The organism is Amycolatopsis sp. MtRt-6 (assembly GCF_017308975.1).
GTDB lineage: Bacteria > Actinomycetota > Actinomycetes > Mycobacteriales > Pseudonocardiaceae > Amycolatopsis.
In genome coordinates this window covers 11688-27205 of sequence record NZ_JADWPD010000043.1, presented here as the reverse complement: position 1 = coordinate 27205, position 15518 = coordinate 11688, and the positions used below count along the sequence as shown (strand labels likewise).

16 protein-coding genes are annotated in these 15518 nt (G+C 72.4%); 12 read left to right on the top strand and 4 right to left on the bottom strand.

Annotated features, from left to right (window positions below):
• Positions 1–37: 37 nt before the first annotated feature.
• Positions 38–1555, bottom strand: coding sequence for a sensor histidine kinase (locus I4Q55_RS44280; protein ID WP_242547854.1), 1518 nt, complete (start codon positions 1553–1555; stop codon positions 38–40).
• Positions 1556–1712: 157 nt separating this feature from the next.
• Here I4Q55_RS44280 and I4Q55_RS44275 point away from each other — a divergent pair, with 157 nt between their 5' ends.
• The 4 genes from I4Q55_RS44275 (at position 1713) to I4Q55_RS44260 (ending at position 5812) form a co-directional block, all read left to right on the top strand.
• Entirely contained in the window at positions 1713–3086 is a 1374-nt protein-coding gene (locus I4Q55_RS44275; RefSeq protein WP_206796789.1) for a cytosine permease, read from the top strand.
• Between the two features lie 44 nt (positions 3087–3130).
• Positions 3131–3784, top strand: a complete 654-nt coding sequence (locus tag I4Q55_RS44270; protein WP_206796788.1) for an SDR family oxidoreductase — start codon at positions 3131–3133, stop codon at positions 3782–3784.
• Positions 3781–4797, top strand: a complete 1017-nt coding sequence (locus tag I4Q55_RS44265; protein ID WP_206796787.1) for an S-adenosylmethionine:tRNA ribosyltransferase-isomerase — start codon at positions 3781–3783, stop codon at positions 4795–4797. The genes I4Q55_RS44270 and I4Q55_RS44265 overlap by 4 nt, the downstream gene beginning before the upstream one ends.
• 73 nt (positions 4798–4870) lie before the next feature.
• Positions 4871–5812, top strand: coding sequence for a hypothetical protein (locus tag I4Q55_RS44260; protein ID WP_206796786.1), 942 nt, complete (start codon positions 4871–4873; stop codon positions 5810–5812).
• A gap of 42 nt (positions 5813–5854) precedes the next feature.
• On the opposite strand, the gene I4Q55_RS44255 is transcribed toward I4Q55_RS44260, so the two are convergent.
• Both I4Q55_RS44255 and I4Q55_RS44250 read right to left on the bottom strand, forming a co-directional pair.
• Complete coding sequence (locus tag I4Q55_RS44255) at positions 5855–6235, bottom strand: hypothetical protein (RefSeq protein ID WP_206796785.1); 381 nt, start codon at positions 6233–6235, stop codon at positions 5855–5857.
• Between the two features lie 102 nt (positions 6236–6337).
• Positions 6338–6784: a hypothetical protein gene (locus I4Q55_RS44250; protein ID WP_206796783.1), complete on the bottom strand. Its 447-nt coding sequence runs from the start codon at positions 6782–6784 to the stop codon at positions 6338–6340.
• 238 nt (positions 6785–7022) lie between these two features.
• On the opposite strand from I4Q55_RS44250, the gene I4Q55_RS44245 reads away from it, so the two are divergent.
• The 4 genes from I4Q55_RS44245 to I4Q55_RS44230 all read left to right on the top strand — a co-directional run bounded on the left by I4Q55_RS44245 (position 7023) and on the right by I4Q55_RS44230 (position 10207).
• A complete protein-coding gene (locus I4Q55_RS44245; protein WP_206796780.1) occupies positions 7023–8075 on the top strand; it encodes an ABC transporter substrate-binding protein in 1053 nt (350 codons plus the stop codon).
• Positions 8076–8088: 13 nt separating this feature from the next.
• On the top strand, positions 8089–8880 hold the full coding sequence (locus tag I4Q55_RS44240) for an ABC transporter ATP-binding protein (RefSeq protein ID WP_206796778.1): 792 nt from the start codon (positions 8089–8091) through the stop codon (positions 8878–8880).
• Positions 8867–9751 (top strand): ABC transporter permease, encoded by an 885-nt coding sequence (locus I4Q55_RS44235; RefSeq protein WP_206796776.1) that lies wholly within the window; start codon positions 8867–8869, stop codon positions 9749–9751. The genes I4Q55_RS44240 and I4Q55_RS44235 overlap by 14 nt, the downstream gene beginning before the upstream one ends.
• Before the next feature lie 78 nt (positions 9752–9829).
• Positions 9830–10207, top strand: a complete 378-nt coding sequence (locus I4Q55_RS44230) for a DUF1761 domain-containing protein (protein ID WP_206796774.1) — start codon at positions 9830–9832, stop codon at positions 10205–10207.
• 170 nt (positions 10208–10377) lie between these two features.
• Here the strand turns inward: I4Q55_RS44230 and I4Q55_RS44225 are convergent, their stop codons facing one another.
• Complete coding sequence (locus I4Q55_RS44225) at positions 10378–11943, bottom strand: DEAD/DEAH box helicase (protein ID WP_206796773.1); 1566 nt, start codon at positions 11941–11943, stop codon at positions 10378–10380.
• Positions 11944–12177: 234 nt separating this feature from the next.
• On the opposite strand from I4Q55_RS44225, the gene I4Q55_RS44220 reads away from it, so the two are divergent.
• From I4Q55_RS44220 to I4Q55_RS44205, 4 genes are read left to right on the top strand one after another with little or no spacing between them, the layout of a single operon-like run.
• A complete protein-coding gene (locus tag I4Q55_RS44220) occupies positions 12178–13884 on the top strand; it encodes an acyl-CoA dehydrogenase (protein ID WP_206796771.1) in 1707 nt (568 codons plus the stop codon).
• Positions 13884–14330 carry a nitroreductase family deazaflavin-dependent oxidoreductase gene (locus I4Q55_RS44215; protein WP_206796770.1) on the top strand — a complete coding sequence of 149 codons (447 nt, stop codon included), beginning with the start codon at positions 13884–13886 and terminating at the stop codon, positions 14328–14330. Before I4Q55_RS44220 ends, I4Q55_RS44215 begins: the two co-directional genes overlap by 1 nt.
• Positions 14327–15091: a 2-keto-4-pentenoate hydratase gene (locus I4Q55_RS44210; RefSeq protein ID WP_206796769.1), complete on the top strand. Its 765-nt coding sequence runs from the start codon at positions 14327–14329 to the stop codon at positions 15089–15091. Before I4Q55_RS44215 ends, I4Q55_RS44210 begins: the two co-directional genes overlap by 4 nt.
• Positions 15088–15492, top strand: coding sequence for a hypothetical protein (locus I4Q55_RS44205; protein WP_206796768.1), 405 nt, complete (start codon positions 15088–15090; stop codon positions 15490–15492). The genes I4Q55_RS44210 and I4Q55_RS44205 overlap by 4 nt, the downstream gene beginning before the upstream one ends.
• Positions 15493–15518 lie beyond the last annotated feature (26 nt).

Genomic DNA, 15518 nt, shown 5'->3' with positions numbered 1-15518 from the left:
GCACGTGAAGGCCTCCTCGGACCGTTCGAGGAGGCCTTCACGGCTTTTCGGCGAGGGGGATGACCGCGGTCACCGTGGTACCCCCGGCCCCGCTGGCGACGTCGAGCTCCCCACCCAGCGCCTGCACCCGGTCGCGCAGCCCGGCCAGCCCGGTGCCGCCCTCGGTGTCCGCGCCGCCGACGCCCGCGTCCGTCACCTCCACCCGCAGCTCGGCGCCCGCCACCTCGATGCGGACGTCGGCACGGTCGGTCCGGGCGTGCTTGAGCGCGTTCGTCAGCGCCTCCGACGTCACGAAGTACGCCGTCGCCTCCACCGCCGCGTCGAGCCGGGGGACCGTGCCGACCGTCAGCGCCACCTCCATCGGGATGCGGGCGGCCAGCGACCGGACCGCCGCGACCAGGCCCGCTTCGGTGAGGATCGCCGGGCGGATGCCGCGGGCCAGCTCGCGCAGCTCGGTGATCGCCGTCTGCAGCTCGTCGACCGCGCCGGTGAGCAGGGTGCGGAGCTCCGGCGGCAGGCCGTCCCCGGACCGGCGGGCGGCCATCCGCAGCAGCAGCACGACGCTGACCAGCCGCTGCTGCGCGCCGTCGTGCAGGTCGCGCTCGAGCCGGCGGCGTTCCTCGTCGCCGGCCGCGACCAGCCGGGCCCGCGACGCGCGCACCTCGGCCAGCCGCTGCTCCAGCTCGTCGGTGAGCCGCTGGTTGTCCAGCACCAGGCCGGCGGCCGCGTTCAGCGCGTCGATCGAGCGGCTGTCCTTCCACACCTCGTCGTCCTGCACGAGCGCGGCCAGCCCGGTGCCGTCGCGTTCCAGCAGCAGCCGGATCATCTCGGCGTTGCCGACGCGGGCCCGCATCACCCCGGCCAGGAACGCCAGCGGCCACAGGCAGAACAGGATCCGGTACGCCTGCAGCAGCGGGCCGGACAGCGGGTGCGCGTCGCCGAGCGCCGTGCCCGCCCCCGACGTGACCGCCCCGGCCAGCGCGATGACCACGACCGGCGACAGCAGCCGCCGCTGCGGCAGCCGCCCGCTCAGCCACCGGTAGAGCAGCACGACGACCACGCCCGCGCTGATCGCCGTCGCGGCCAGGTCCAGCGCGCGGTCGGCGAAAGCCCCGCTGCCGGGCCAGATCGCCAGCAGGTCGCGCGGGTCGTCGTCGACGAGCAGCCCGACCACGCCCGAGCCGAGCACCACCAGGTAGGCCCCGGCCACCAGCAGCCGTTCCCACCGCGAGCGGAGCCGCCCGTGCGGGAAGGCGAGCACGAGGTGCGCGATCACCGGGCTGGACGCGGCACGCAGCGGCACGGCGATCGTGTAGAGCACCGGGTTGTGCGCGAACTGCAGGTCTTCGAGGAACAGGGCGACGCCGGCGAGGGCGATGAGCACGCCGATCGGGTTGGCCGGGCGCCGCACGTGCGCGACCGCGCCCGCGAGCAGGAAGAGGAACCCGGTCGTGGTGCTGAGCGCGGTGTCGAGCGCCGAGTGGGTGCCTTCGCCGGCTTTGAGCGTCAGCGCGACCACGCCGAGCGCGCACCCGGCGGCCAGCAGGCCGGTCATCGCCGACGTCCGCGGGTGCTGCACTTCGCGACCCTCCCGGTGGGTCTTGGCGTGGGTGTGAAGCAGTCCGGCAACGGCTAACCGTGATTCGTCCGTTCGGGCCCTCGCGTTACACCACGCGGCTGCGCTTTAGGGTGATCGTGACAGGAGGCGGGACATGAGCGGACGCGGTCTGGACGCCGAGGTCTTCGGCGGGCGGATGCCGGCCGGCGGGCGTGACCTGGCGATCGAAACCCACGGCATCGCGCCGGTGCCGCCGGGCAACCGGTTCGGGCGCCCGTGGCGGCTGTTCAGCGTGTGGTTCGCCCCGAACCTGACGATGACGGCGGTGTTCACCGGCACCCTGGCGTCCTCGCTCGGCCTCGGCTTCTGGACCGGCCTGGCCGCGATGCTCGCCGGCACCGTGCTCGGCTCGCTGCCGGTGGCCTACCTGTCGACCTGGGGCCCGCACACCGGCGCCGGCCAGCTGCCACTCGCCCGGCTGCCCTTCGGCGGCGGCGTCGTGCTGCCCGGCCTGGTGCAGTGGCTCGGCTCGATCGCCTGGGACGCGCTGGTCGGCCTGTTCGGCGGCGAGGCCCTCGCCGAGCTGACCGGGCTGCCGTTCTGGGCGGCGGTGCTGATCGTCCTCGTGCTGCAGTGCGCGCTCGGGGTGTTCGGCTACGCGCTGATCCACCGCGTGCAGGCGGTGATGAGCGTGCTGCTGGTGCTCGCGTTCGCCGCGCTCGCCGTGAAGGTCCTTTCCGGACACCCGATCGCCGTCGCCGACACCGCCTCGGGCGCCGACCTGGCGGGTGGCGTCGTCCTGTTCACGACGATCACGTTGTCGCTGGCGATCTCCTGGGCGCCGTACGCCTCGGACTTCAGCCGCTACCTGCCGGTCGCCGCTTCTTCGCGGGCGATCTTCCTGGCAACGCTGCTCGGCCTCGTCGTCTCGTACGCGATCGGCGAAAGCCTGGGGCTCGCGCTCGGGTCCTCGCTCGGCGACCACACGGCTTCCGGGATCGCCCAGCTGCTCGGCGGCGGGTTCCTGGGCGCGCTGGCGCTGGCCGTGATCGCGCTGGCGGCGGTGTCGTCGAACGCGATGAACGACTACAGCGGCTCGCTGGCCCTCCAGACGGTCGGCGTCCGGCTGCGGCGCCCCGTGTCGGCGGTGGTCGTCACGGTGCTCGCGTTCGCGCTGATCCTCTGGATGCACAGCGGCGACCTCTCGGCGAAGTTCGAGAACGTGCTGCTGTTCGTCTCGTACTGGATCCCGCCGTTCCTCGGCGTGGTGGTGCCCGACTGGCTCACCCGCACCCGCGGCGGCCGCGCCGTGGACGTCCTGACGTCGGTGACCGTGCGGCCCTGGGCGGCGGTGGTGGCGTTCGTCGTGGGGTTCGGCGCGGCGGTGCCGTTCATGAACACGTCTCTCTACACGGGACCGGTCGCGGCGGCCCTGCACGGCGCGGACCTGGCGTACTACGTCGGCCTCGTCGTTTCGCCGGCAGCGTATTTCCTGCTTCGCGGCCGCGCTTCGGTTGACCTCAAGTAATGTAGAGGTCTCACGATGGTGTGGTACCCCGCGAAGGAGGAACCATGCCCACCGCACTCGTCACCGGTGCTTCCGCCGGACTGGGCCGCGCGCTGGCGGCCGCCCTCGTTCGTCGCAAGTGGACGGTCGTCGGCGACGCCCGCGACGCGGCCGCGCTGGAAACGGCCGCCCGCGAGGACGGCTTCACGGCCATCCCCGGCGACGTCACCGACCCGGCCCACCGCGCCGCGCTCGCCGACGCCTGTCCCGCCCTCGACCTGCTCGTCAACAACGCGAGCTCCCTGGGTGTCAGCCCGCTGCCGCCCCTGGCCCGCTACCCCTTGCCGGACCTCGAAGACGTCTACCGCGTCAACGTGTTCGCGCCGCTCGCCCTGACGCAACTGCTGCGGCCCGCCGTCGTGATCAACGTCAGCTCCGACGCCGCCGTGGAAGCGTACGAGGGCTGGGGCGGCTACGGCTCGGCGAAGGCGGCCCTCGACCAGCTGACCGCCGTCCTGGGCGTCGAAAATCCGGACCGGTCGGTGTACGCGGTCGACCCGGGCGACCTGCGCACGGCCATGCACCAGCGCGCGTTCCCCGGCGAGGACATTTCGGACCGGCCGCTGCCGGAGACGGCCGTCCCGGCGTTCCTGCGCCTGCTCGACGAGCGCCCACCCAGCGGTCGCTACCGCGCCGCCGATCTGGGGGTGCCGGCATGAGCGTCCGGTTCGATCTCCCGGCGGACCTGTCGGCGTCGGCCCCGCCGGAGGCCCGCGGCCTGTCCCGCGACGAGGTCCGCCTGCTGGTGGCGTCGCCGCCGGGCGTCCACCACACGGTGTTTTCGGCGGTCGGGGCGCACCTCCGGCCGGGAGACGTCCTGGTGGTCAACACCTCGGGCACTCTCCCCGCGGCGGTCGACGCACGGCGGGCGGGCCGCCCGATCGTCGTCCATTTCGCGACGGCTCTCGACGACGGCTCGTGGATCGTCGAGCTGCGTGCCCCGGGCGGGCCGCTGCTCGACGGCCGTCCGGGGGAGCGCCTTTCACTGGCCGGGGAGGCCTCGTTGACGCTCGTGGCCCCCGCGGTCCCGGGCGCGGCGAGGCTGTGGCGGGCGGCGGTGTCGGTTCCGGTGCCGTCACTGCTGGCGGCGGTGGGCCGTCCGATCCGCTACGGGTACGTCCCGCGGACGTGGCCGCTGTCGGACTACCAGACGGTGTTCGCCCGCGAGCCGGGCAGCGCGGAGATGCCCTCGGCGGCGCGGCCGTTCACGCCGGAGCTGGTGACGCGCCTGGTGACCGACGGCGTGCTGATCGCCCCGCTGCTGCTGCACACGGGCGTGTCCTCGCCCGAGGCGGCCGAGCCACCGCAGGCCGAGCGGTTCCGGGTGCCCCCGACGACGGCGGCCCTGGTCGAGTGGGCCCGCGCTCGCGGCGGCCGGGTGATCGCGGTGGGCACCACGGCGGCCCGGGCGCTGGAGTCGGCGGCGCCGGACGGTGCGGTTCGCGCGGCCGAGGGCTGGACGGAGCTGGTGCTGGGCCCGGACCGCCCGGCGCGGGTGGTGGACGGGATCGTGACGGGCCTGCACGCGCCGGAGGCGTCGCACCTGCTGTTGCTGGAAGCGGTGGCGGGGGCGTCCGTGGTCCAGCAGGCGTACGAGGCGGCGGTGGCGGAGCGGTACCTGTGGCACGAGTTCGGCGACGTGTCGCTGCTGCTGCGCCGTTCGGAGGAGTGACCGGCGGGCTCGAAACGGCCCGGCGACCGGGGGCGACTCCCCGGGTGTCGGGTGACAGAGGGGTGGCGTGGTGATGCGCGATCGGTCCGCCCGGACGCACCGGGAAAGCCGCGCCGCCGAGCAGGCTCGGCGCGATCCGGTCCGGCCGGCCACCGGGGTCGCCGGGCTCCTGTACCTGCAGCAGACGGCCGGAAACGCCGCCGTCGTGCAGCGGCAGCAGGCGCCGTGGCAGGTCCGTGTCCGGGACGCGAAGACGAACAACGACCGCGCCGCGCTGTTCCGGCTGGTCCGGGAAGCGCTGCCGCCGGCGATCCGGCTCGTTTCCCGGATCAGCGCCGACCGGTACACGCCGATGCCCGTGGTGAACTTCGATCCGACGCTCGACGAGTTCAACGCCGAGGGCGCGACGGTCACACCCGAGGCGCTGGTACCGGTGGCTTCCCTCGACCCGCTCGCGCCGATCCCGGAGCTCTGCGTGGTCCTCGGGCGCGGCGCGCTGCGCGAGTCCTCACCCGCCTACACCAGGTCGGTGCTGGACCACGAATGGCGGCACGTCGCGCACTTCCGCCGGGCCTTCCAGCTCGTCGGGCTCTGGCACCGCGGCGGCGGGCGGCGGCCGTTCCCGGACTGGCTGGCGCGCGAGCAGCGCGCCGGGCGGGTTTCGACGGAGGACCTGCTCCTGGCGCGAGAGCGGGTCGAATCCGGGGCCACCGGAACGTCGGTGCGGGTCGGGATCACCGAGACCTACGCGCCGCTCGAAGCGTTCCTGAACGACTTCAACGCGATGCCGCTCGAGATGCCGGACCAGGATCTGTTCAAGCAGCTCAGGACGCTCGCCGAGCGGTGGTACGCCCCGCTCGACGCCCAGGGCCGGGCGATGCAGCGCGAAATACTCGGCCGGTTCCGCCCGTTTCACGCGCGGCTCGACCGGGCCCACCGCGCCGCCTTCGACCGCCACGTGGCGGCCAACCAGGCTGTCCCGTTCTACGGACGGCTGGCCCGCACGCTCCGGTGAGTGAGGTTGTCCACAGCCCCCACATCCTGTGGACAACCCGCCTTACTGGCCGGCCTCGACCTGCCGCCGCGAGCGGATCAGGCCGGTGACGACCACCACCGCGATCCCCAGGCCGATCCCGCTCACGATCGACGCCACCAGGCTCGCCGTGCCCGTCGCCAAGCCGAAGCCGCCGCCCAGGTACACCGGGATGGAGATCGCCACCGGCAGCCAGTTGCGCAGCGTGAACGCCCGGTCCGACGCCACCCACAGCACCAGCGTCACGGCCGCGGCGGTGACGACCGGGATCGCCCACACCACCAGGCTCGTCAACGCGTCCATCCCGAGTGACCTGAGCCACTCGAACGACGCCTGCCCCAGGCCGATGAACAACACGACCAGCGCCACGCGGACGCCGGCGGCTCCCTGGCTCCTGCTCGTCATGACTTCCTCCCGAATCCGTGGTCATCCTGTACCACGTCCGGGTGACGCCGGCGGTTGCCCTGATGACGGTTTTCTTTCCTCGCGCCAGGAGCGCCGCAAGTGTCAGAACACGATGCCGGCGCCGGTGCAGAGCTTCGGCCACGAGTTGATGTTGGTCGTCGCGGCCACCTGGACGGCGACCTTGCCCTTGGGGATGGAAACCGCCGGGTACACGTCGGCTGTGAGCGTGATGTCGCCGTTGGCGATGTTGTCGAACTTGTGCGACGCGACGACCGGGCCGCCCGGGCCGTTGAACACGGTCACCGTGACCCGGTGGTCCCCGGTGATCTTCCCGCCAACGTTGCGCAGGTTGGCGTAGATGTTGACGATCTTCCAGTTGCCGCCGTCGGACTGGGCGTTCACCCAGCCCTCGGCGTTGTTGGCTTCGGTCGGCGAGACCCGGGTGCTGCACTTGGCGTGCCAGTCCGGGTTGTCGTCGGCCAGCGCACCCGGCGCCACCAGCAGCAGTGCCGCCGCGGTCGCGGTGAGGATCGCTACCAGTCGTTTCATGAGCCCTCCCCGATTCGATGATGATCTTCGGCTTCGACCGTAATGGACCCGGATCCTCGATGGTGATGATCTGACTCACAAAGGTGTTTTCCGGTTAATTCGTTTCAGCCGGCCTGCTAGCGGCGGGCGCCGGCGATGTCAAGAATTCTCACCGGATGTCCCGGGATGCGGATGGCTATGCGCCTGAGTGGGTGACCGTGCGAACCTCGCCCCGACACCGACGAAAGGCGATGCCGACGTGCGCACCTCCCGGAGAACCCTGGCCTCGGCGCTGGCCGCCCTGACCGCCCTGGGCGTCCTCGCGGGCTGTACGCGCGCCGACAGCAGCGCCGCCCCCGCCGCCGACCAGGGCGCCGCCGCCGAGGTCCGGGTCGGGTTCTTCCCGAACGTCACGCACGCGCCCGCGCTGATCGGCGTCAAGAAGGACTTCTTCAAGAACGAACTCGGTGCCACCAAGCTCACGACGCAGACCTTCAACGCCGGCCCCGAAGAGGTCAACGCCCTGCTCGGTGACTCCCTCGACGTCGCCTTCATCGGCTCCGGCCCGGCGATCAACGCCTTCACCAAGTCCAAGGGCGCCATCCAGCTGGTTTCCGGTGCCGTCTCGGGCGGCGCGCAGCTGGTCGTCAAGCCGGACATCACGAGCGTCGATCAGCTCAAGGGCAAGAACCTCACGACGCCACAGCTGGCGAACACCCAGGACGTCGCGCTCAAGAAGTTCCTGGCCGAGAAGCAGCTGACCGACCAGGTCAAGATCACCACGATGGACAACCCGAAGACGCTCGACGCTTTCCGGAAGGGCGAGGTCGACGGCGGCTGGCTGCCCGAGCCGTGGGCGTCCCGGCTGGTCCTCGACGCCGGCGCGAAGGTTCTGGTCGACGAGAAGACGCTGTGGCCGGGCGGCCGCTTCCCGAGCACCGTCGTCATCGTGCGCAGCGAGTTCCTGCAGCAGCACCCGGACACCGTCCGCGCGCTGCTCAAGGGCGAGCTCGCCGCCATCGACTGGGCCAAGGCCAACCCGGCGGACGCGAAGACCGTGGTCAACGGCGCGCTCAAGGAGCTGGCCGGCAGTACCCTGAGCCCAGCGGTCCTGGACCGCGCGTTCTCCGGCATCGAACTGACCACCGACCCGGTCGCGTCGGCGTTCCCGCAGCTCGCACAGGACTCCGTCACCGCAGGGGTCGTGAAGTCGGCCGTCGCGCTCAAGGGCTTCGCCGACTTCGGTGCGCTCAACGAGGTGCTGAAGGCCCAGAACCTGCCCGCCGTCGTAGCTCCCGAACTGACCAAGTGAGAGGCAGCCCGCGATGACCACGACCCTCCCGACCGGCCGCACCAGCTTCACCGGCGCGGCAGCGGTGCGTCTCGACGGCGTGCGCAAGACGTTCGGCACGGCCGGCCGCGCGGTCGTCGCGCTCGACGGCGTCGACCTGACGGTCGCGCCCGGCGAGTTCGTCTGCCTGCTCGGCGCGTCCGGCTGCGGCAAGAGCACGCTGCTGAACCTGGTCGCCGGGCTGGACGCGCCGTCCGCGGGCGAGATCACGCTGAACACCTCCCGGCCGGCGGTGATGTTCCAGGAAGCCGCGCTGATGCCGTGGCTGACCGCCGCGCGCAACGTCGAGCTGCCGCTGCGGCTGGCCGGCTTCGGCCGGGCCGAGCGCCGCGAAAAGGCCGCCGAGCTGCTGGAACTGGTCCGGCTGAACGGCGCGGGCGGCAAGCGGCCGCACGAGCTGTCCGGCGGGATGCGGCAGCGCGTCGCGCTGGCCCGCGCCCTGGCGGCGACGCTGCGCGTCGGCGGCGACCCGGAGCAGTCCCTCCTGCTGATGGACGAGCCGTTCGCCGCGCTCGACGCCATCACCCGCGACGTCCTGCAGGGCGAGCTGCTGCGCGTCTACCGCAGCACGGGCACGTCGGTGCTGTTCGTGACGCACGACGTGCGCGAGGCGGTCCGGCTCGGCCAGCGCGTGGTGCTGCTGTCGTCGCGGCCCGGCCGGGTCGTGCGCGAGTGGGCGGACGTGCCGCTGGCCGACGCCGAGGAGCTGACCGAGGACATCACCGGGCACCTGCGAGAGGTGATCAGCACCCATGCCGCAGCTTGACCGGTCCGCCGAAGCCGACCTCGACCGGGTCGGCGCCGGACTGGATTCGCTCGACGCCCCGGTGGGCGAACGCCGCCCGGGTTTCTGGAAACGCTTCGCCTGGGGTTTCCTGCCCCCGGTGGGTGCGCTCGTCCTGCTGGGCGTCGTCTGGCAGATCCTCTGGGCGGCGGCCTTCTGGCCCGAGACGCAGCTACCCGCACCTCTGTCGGTGTGGGACGAGTTCTGGGAACGCGTCGTCACCGGCGACGTGGTCGAGTTCGTCTGGACGTCGGTGCACCGCGCCGCGCTCGGTTTCGTGGCCGGAGTGCTCATCGGCACCCCGCTCGGCCTGGTCGTGGCGAAGGTCCGCGTGGTCCGCGCGGCGATCGGGCCGCTGCTGACCGGGCTGCAGAGCCTGCCGTCGGTCGCCTGGGTCCCGGCCGCGATCCTGTGGTTCGGCATCAACGACGCGGCGATCTACTTCGTGGTGCTGCTCGGCTCGGTGCCGTCGATCGCGAACGGCCTGGTGGCGGGCATCGACCAGATCCCCCCCATCCTGCCGCGCGTCGGCCAGGTAATGGGCGCGAACCGGCTCGCCTCGGCCCGGCACATCCTCCTGCCCGCCGCGCTGCCGGGCTTCCTGGCCGGGCTCAAACAGGGCTGGGCGTTCTCCTGGCGTTCCCTGATGGCGGCCGAGCTGATCGCGCTGTCACCCCAGCTGGGCATCGGCTTGGGCGCGTACCTGAACCAGGGGTCATCGCTCAACAGCATCGAGAAGGTCATCGCGGCGATCTTCCTGATCCTGCTGGTCGGCGTGGGGATCGAGCTGCTGGTGTTCCGCCCGCTGGAGCGTGCGGTGCTGCGGGCCCGCGGGCTGACGTCGTCGCTGTAGAAATTCTCCGCTCGGATGTCGAAGCCGGGATACCGGCGTCGACGTCTCCTTCGAATCTGCTGAGCGAAGGAGCGGGCAATGGTGATCGCGGTGCTGGTGACATCGGTGGCGGCGTTCGTGGTGAGCGCGGCGTGGTACATGGCGTTCGGCCAGGTCTGGGCCCGCTTGAGCCCGGCGGGCGCGGCGGCCCGGCCGTCACCGTGGCGAATGGGCGCGGAGTTCGCGCGGACGGCGGTCCTGGTGACGGCGTTCGCGCTGCTGTGCGGCGCCGTGGGCGTCGAGGGGGTGCCGGGTGCGGTGGGGCTGGCGCTGGCGGTGTGGGCCGGGTTCCCGACGGTGATCCTGGCGGGCTCGGTGCTGCACGAGCGGGTCCCGGTGGCCTTGGCGGCGCTGCACGCGGGTGACTGGCTGGTGAAGCTGGCCGTGGTGGCGGTCCTGCTCGGGCTGTGGCGCTGACCGCGGTTGTCCACATCGGCTCGAGTTGTCCACAGATTTCCGGGGCGGGCGTTTTTGCAGGTCAGGACCGATAGAATGGACTAGGGGACGCCCCCCCCGGGGATCGGGTGGGGGCTGTCTGGTTGCGGCCTGGGCCCTGGCAAGAAGCCAAGGCCCAGGCCGGCCTGAAGTCAGCGCGAGCGGCGCGAGCCCGCGCGAGTGCCCGACGAGAAAGCCGCCGCCCCGCCCGAACCCGACCGGCGGTTGCCGCCCGCGGCGGGGCTGTCCGATCGCCGCGCCCCGCCCGAAGCGGCCGCGCCGCCGGAGCGCCGCGCGCCGCCCGAAGCGGCCGCGCCGCCGGAACGTCGTGAACCACCCGAAGCGGAACGGCCGGCACCCTGCCGGTCCGCGGCAGCACCCCGCCGCTCGGACCCGGCCGAACGCTGCTTCTCCTGCCCGGCCGCCCGCGCACGCTGGCCGCCCCGGTTCTCCTTCGGCGCCCCGGCCGCACCCCGGCGACCGCGGCCGCCACCCGGTGCCGCACCGGTCGCCGACACCTTCTTCGGCCGGTTGTCCACCGCCGGCGCCTTTGAGAACGTCCGCTCGCCCGGCGCCAGCTCCGCCAGCAGCGGATGACCCGGGCCGAGCTGCGTCGTCGTCGGCTTGATGCCCGCCTTGCGCGTCAGGTCGCGGACGTCGCGGACCTGCGCGTCCGTCATCAACGTCACCACCGTGCCCGACGCCCCGGCGCGCGCCGTGCGGCCCGAGCGGTGCAGGTACGCCTTGTGCTCCACCGGCGGGTCCGCGTGGATGACCAGCCGGACGTCGTCGACGTGGATGCCCCGCGCCGCGATGTCCGTGGCCACCAGCGTGCGGGCCGTCCCGGACGAGAACGCCTCGAGGTTGCGCGTCCGCGCGTTCTGGCCCAGGTTGCCGTGCAGCTCCACCGCCGGGACACCCGAAGCGTTGAGCTTGCGCGTCAGCGCCTTCGCGCGGCTCTTCGTCCGCGTGAACACCAGCGTGCGCCCGGGCGCCGCCGTCAGGTCGACCAGCACCGGCAGCCGGTGGGTCTCCTCCAGGTGCAGGACGTGGTGCTCCATCGTCGCCACCGGCGACTGCGCCGAGTCGACGCTGTGCAGCACCGGGTCGTCCATGAAGCGCTTGACCAGCACGTCCACGCCGTTGTCCAGCGTCGCCGAGAACAGCAGCCGCTGGCCGCGCTCGGGCGTGGCGTCCATGATCCGCCGGACCTCCGGCAGGAAGCCCAGGTCGGCCATGTGGTCGGCCTCGTCGAGGACCGTGATCTCGACGGCGTCGAGCTTCACGTGCCCGGACCGCATGTGGTCGGCGAGCCGGCCGGGGCAGGCGACGACGATGTCGACGCCGTCACGCAACCGGGTGATCTGCGGGTTGGCGCTGACGCCGCCGAAGATGGTCGTCGCCTTGAGACCCAGCGGGCGGGCCAGGGGCAGGATCGACGCCTCGATCTGCGTCGCGAGCTCGCGCGTCGGCGCCAGGATCAGCGCGCGGGGACGGCCCGGCCTGCGCCGCGTCGGGCCCGCGGCGAGGCGGGCCAGCACGGGCAGCACGAAGCCGTACGTCTTGCCGGAGCCGGTGCGGCCGCGCCCCAGCACGTCGCGCCCGGCGAGGGTGTGCGGCAGGGTCGCCGCCTGGATGGGGAAGGGCTCGGTGACGCCTTGGGTGGCCAGCGCCGCCACCAGGGGGACGGGCAGGCCGAGTTCAGCGAAAGTGCTCATAAGCGTGCGGGCACGGGAGTGCCCTGGTCTCCATAACCTGAGAAGGGTTGTCCTGCCCGGCGCAGACCGGTCAACGGCCGCGGCGCGTGGTAGTCGACAACAGCAGCGGGCCGAGGCAGAACTGAGCGGCCCGCATGATCAGTGTACCCAACCGGAGTGACCTACCCCCAGTGAGATTGCCCGCACTCGCGCAGCCTTGCTAAGTTACCGGTCGGTAATCGAGGAGGCCCCACCATGCTGCTGAACCCGCGCGACTACGACCCGGCGCACTTCGACGCCGAGACCCGGCGCCTGCTGCGCGCCACCATCGACTGGTTCGAGCAGCGCGGCAAGGCGAAGCTGACCGAGGACTACCACAACCGCACCTTCTACGCGGACTTCATCGAGTTCGCGGGCAAGGAAGGCCTGTTCTCGACCTTCCTGACGCCGGCCGCGAACGCCGGCGGCAACCCGGACAAGCGCTGGGACACCGCCCGCGTCGCCGCGCTGTCGGAAATCCTCGGCTTCTACGGCCTCAACTACTGGTACCCGTGGCAGGTCACGATCCTCGGCCTCGGCCCGGTCTGGCAGAGCGCCAACGACGCCGCCCGCAAGCGCGCGGCGGAAGCGCTCGACGCCGGCGGCGTCGGCGCGTTCGGACTGTCCGAAAAGGACCACGGCGCCGACATCTACTCGTCCGACATGGTCCTGACCAAGGACGGCGACGGCTACCGCGCGACCGGCTCCAAGTACTACATCGGCAACGGCAACTGCGCCCGCACGGTGTCGGTCTTCGGCCGCATCGACGGCGTCGAAGGCCCTGACCAGTACGTCTTCTTCTACGCCGACTCCGAGCACCCGGACTACCACGTCGTCAAGAACGTCGTGCCGTCGCAGATGTACGTCGCCGAGTTCCGGCTCGAGGACTACCCGGTGCGCGCCGAGGACATCCTGCACGTCGGCGCCGAGGCCTTCAGCGCCGCGCTGAACACCGTCAACATCGGCAAGTTCAACCTCTGTTTCGGCGGCATCGGCATGGCGACGCACTCGCTGTACGAAGCCATCACGCACGCGCACAACCGCGTCCTCTACGGCAAGCCCGTCACGGACTTCCCGCACGTGCGCCGCGAGTTCGTCGAGGCCTACGCGCGGCTGACCGCGATGAAGCTGTTCTCCGACCGCGCCGTCGACTACTTCCGCAGCGCGAACTCCGGCGACCGCCGCTACCTGCTGTTCAACCCGATCACCAAGATGAAGGTGACGACCGAGGCGCAGAAGGTGATCGGCCTGGTCGCCGACGTCGTCGCGGCCAAGGGCTTCGAGGCCGACACCTACCTCGCGATGTCGAAGAACGACATCGACGGCCTGCCGAAGCTCGAGGGCACGGTGGCCGTCAACCTGGCGCTGATCGCGAAGTTCATGCCGAACTACCTCTTCGCGCCGCAGGAGTACGCGCCGGTGCCGACCCGCACCGACGCCGCGGACGACGAGTTCCTCTTCCGGCAGGGCCCAGCGCGCGGCCTGTCGAAGGTCCGGTTCCACGACTGGAAGACCGCCTACGCCGACGCCGCGCACATCCCGAACGTCGCGCTGTTCACCGAGCAGGCCGGCTACCTGGTCAAGCTGCTCACCGAGGCGGCGCCGGACGAGGCGCAGCAGGCCGACCTCGACTTCGGGCTCGCGCTGACCGAGCTGTTCACGCTGATCGTCTACGGCCAGCTGATCCTGGAGCAGGCCGGCATCACCGGCCTGGCCGACGAGGTCGTCGACCAGATCTTCGCCGTGCTGGTGCAGGACTTCAGCGTCGCGGCGGTGGACCTCAACGGCAAGGCGAGCTCGACCGGGGCCCAGCAGGCGATCGCCCTGGCCGCGCTGCGCAAGCCGGTGGTGGACGCCGCGCGGTTCGAGAACGTCTGGGCGCGGGTGCGGGACCTCTCCGGGGTCTACGCCATGCGGCCGTGATGGCGCGGAAGTACCGGCTGGGCGTGACGCGGAAGGCCGCGAACGTCGTCGTGACGGCGTTGCTGGCGCGCGGGATCCCCATCAACGGCGGCACCGGGTTCCTGCTCACCACGCGGGGGCGCCGGAGCGGCGTGGACCGGACCACTCCGGTCAACGTCATCGAGGTCGGCGGCGAGCGCTGGCTCGTGTCGCCGTACGGGCGGGTCGGCTGGGTGCACAACCTGCGTGCCGACCCGACGGCCCGGCTGTGGCGCGGCCGGCGGCGTGAGACGTGGGAGGTCGAAGAACCCGACGCGGCCACCGCGGGCCGGGTGCTGCGGGCCTACGTCCGCAAGATCCCGGTGACGGCGCCGTTCTTCGACGCGAAGCTGACCGACCCGGCCGGGGTCTTCGCGGCGGAAGCCGATCGACACCCGGTGTTCCGGTTGGCAAGATCGCGGTCGTGAAGCGAGAGCGGGCGGCGGAGCTCATCTGGGACGCGTGGCTGACGGGCAAGCGGCTGGAGGGCCTGCCGGACGACGCCCGCCCGTGCGACCTCGCCGAGGGCATGGCGGCGCAGGCGGCGCTCGCCGACCTGGCCGGGCCGGTGTCCGGCTGGAAGATCGCCGCGACCACCGCGTACGCGCGGCAGTACCTCGACGTCCCCGGGCCGCTGCCGGGCGCGGTGTTCGAGCGGTTCCACCACGTCGAGGGTTCGCCGATCCCCGCGGACACGATGACCATGGGGGTCGCCGAGCCGGAGTTCGCCTTCCGGCTCAAGGCCGACCCGGGGTTGTCGCCGTCGCTGGCCGCGGTGCTCGACGCGGTCGACACGATGTTCCTGGCGATCGAGCTGCCGGACAGCCGCTACACCGACCACCGCCACGCGGGCGGCCCGCAGCTGCTGGCCGACGCGGCGTGCGCGGGCCGGTTCGTCGAGGGCCGTCCGGTGCCGGGCTGGCGCGACCTCGACCTGCCCCGCCGGCCGGTGGTCCTGCACGCCGACGGCGAGGAGTTCTCCCGCGGCAGCGGCAGCCTGGTGCTGGGCGACCCGCGGCTGGCACTGCACTGGCTGGCGATGGAGCTGCCCCGCCACGGCCGTGCGCTGCGCCCCGGCGACATCGTGACGACGGGCACGGCGACCCCGCCGTGCCCGATCCGCGCGGGTGGTCACGTGATCGCGGACTTCGGCGAGCTGGGCAGCGTGGAAGTACGGTTCGCCGCATGACCTTCCGGCCCGGGTTCGTGGTGCTCGCCGTGGTGGTCGCGGCGCTCGACGGAGGCTTCTGGTTCCTCGCGCGCGGCCCGCACCCGGCGACGGCCCGCAGCGGCTTCCTCGTGGCGTTCATCCTCCTGCTGGCGCTGCTCGCGGCGGCCGCGGGCGTGGTGCGCTGGGAGGTCGCGGCCCCACTGGGCGCGGCGTCCGCGTCGGGCCTGCTGGTCGTGGGCGCGGCGGCGATCTTCAGCGTCGGCCTCGGCTTCCTGCTGACGGCCGTGGTGGAGGCGGCGCTGGTACGCCGGATGGTCGCGTCGGCGGCCGGCTGGAGTGGCGGGCTGGGGCTGATCAGCGCGACGGCCGCGGTGGTGCCGGTGGCGTTGTTCGCCGCCGGTCTCTTCGCGCTTCGGTGATTTTTTGTCGGTCCCCCCTGTCACGA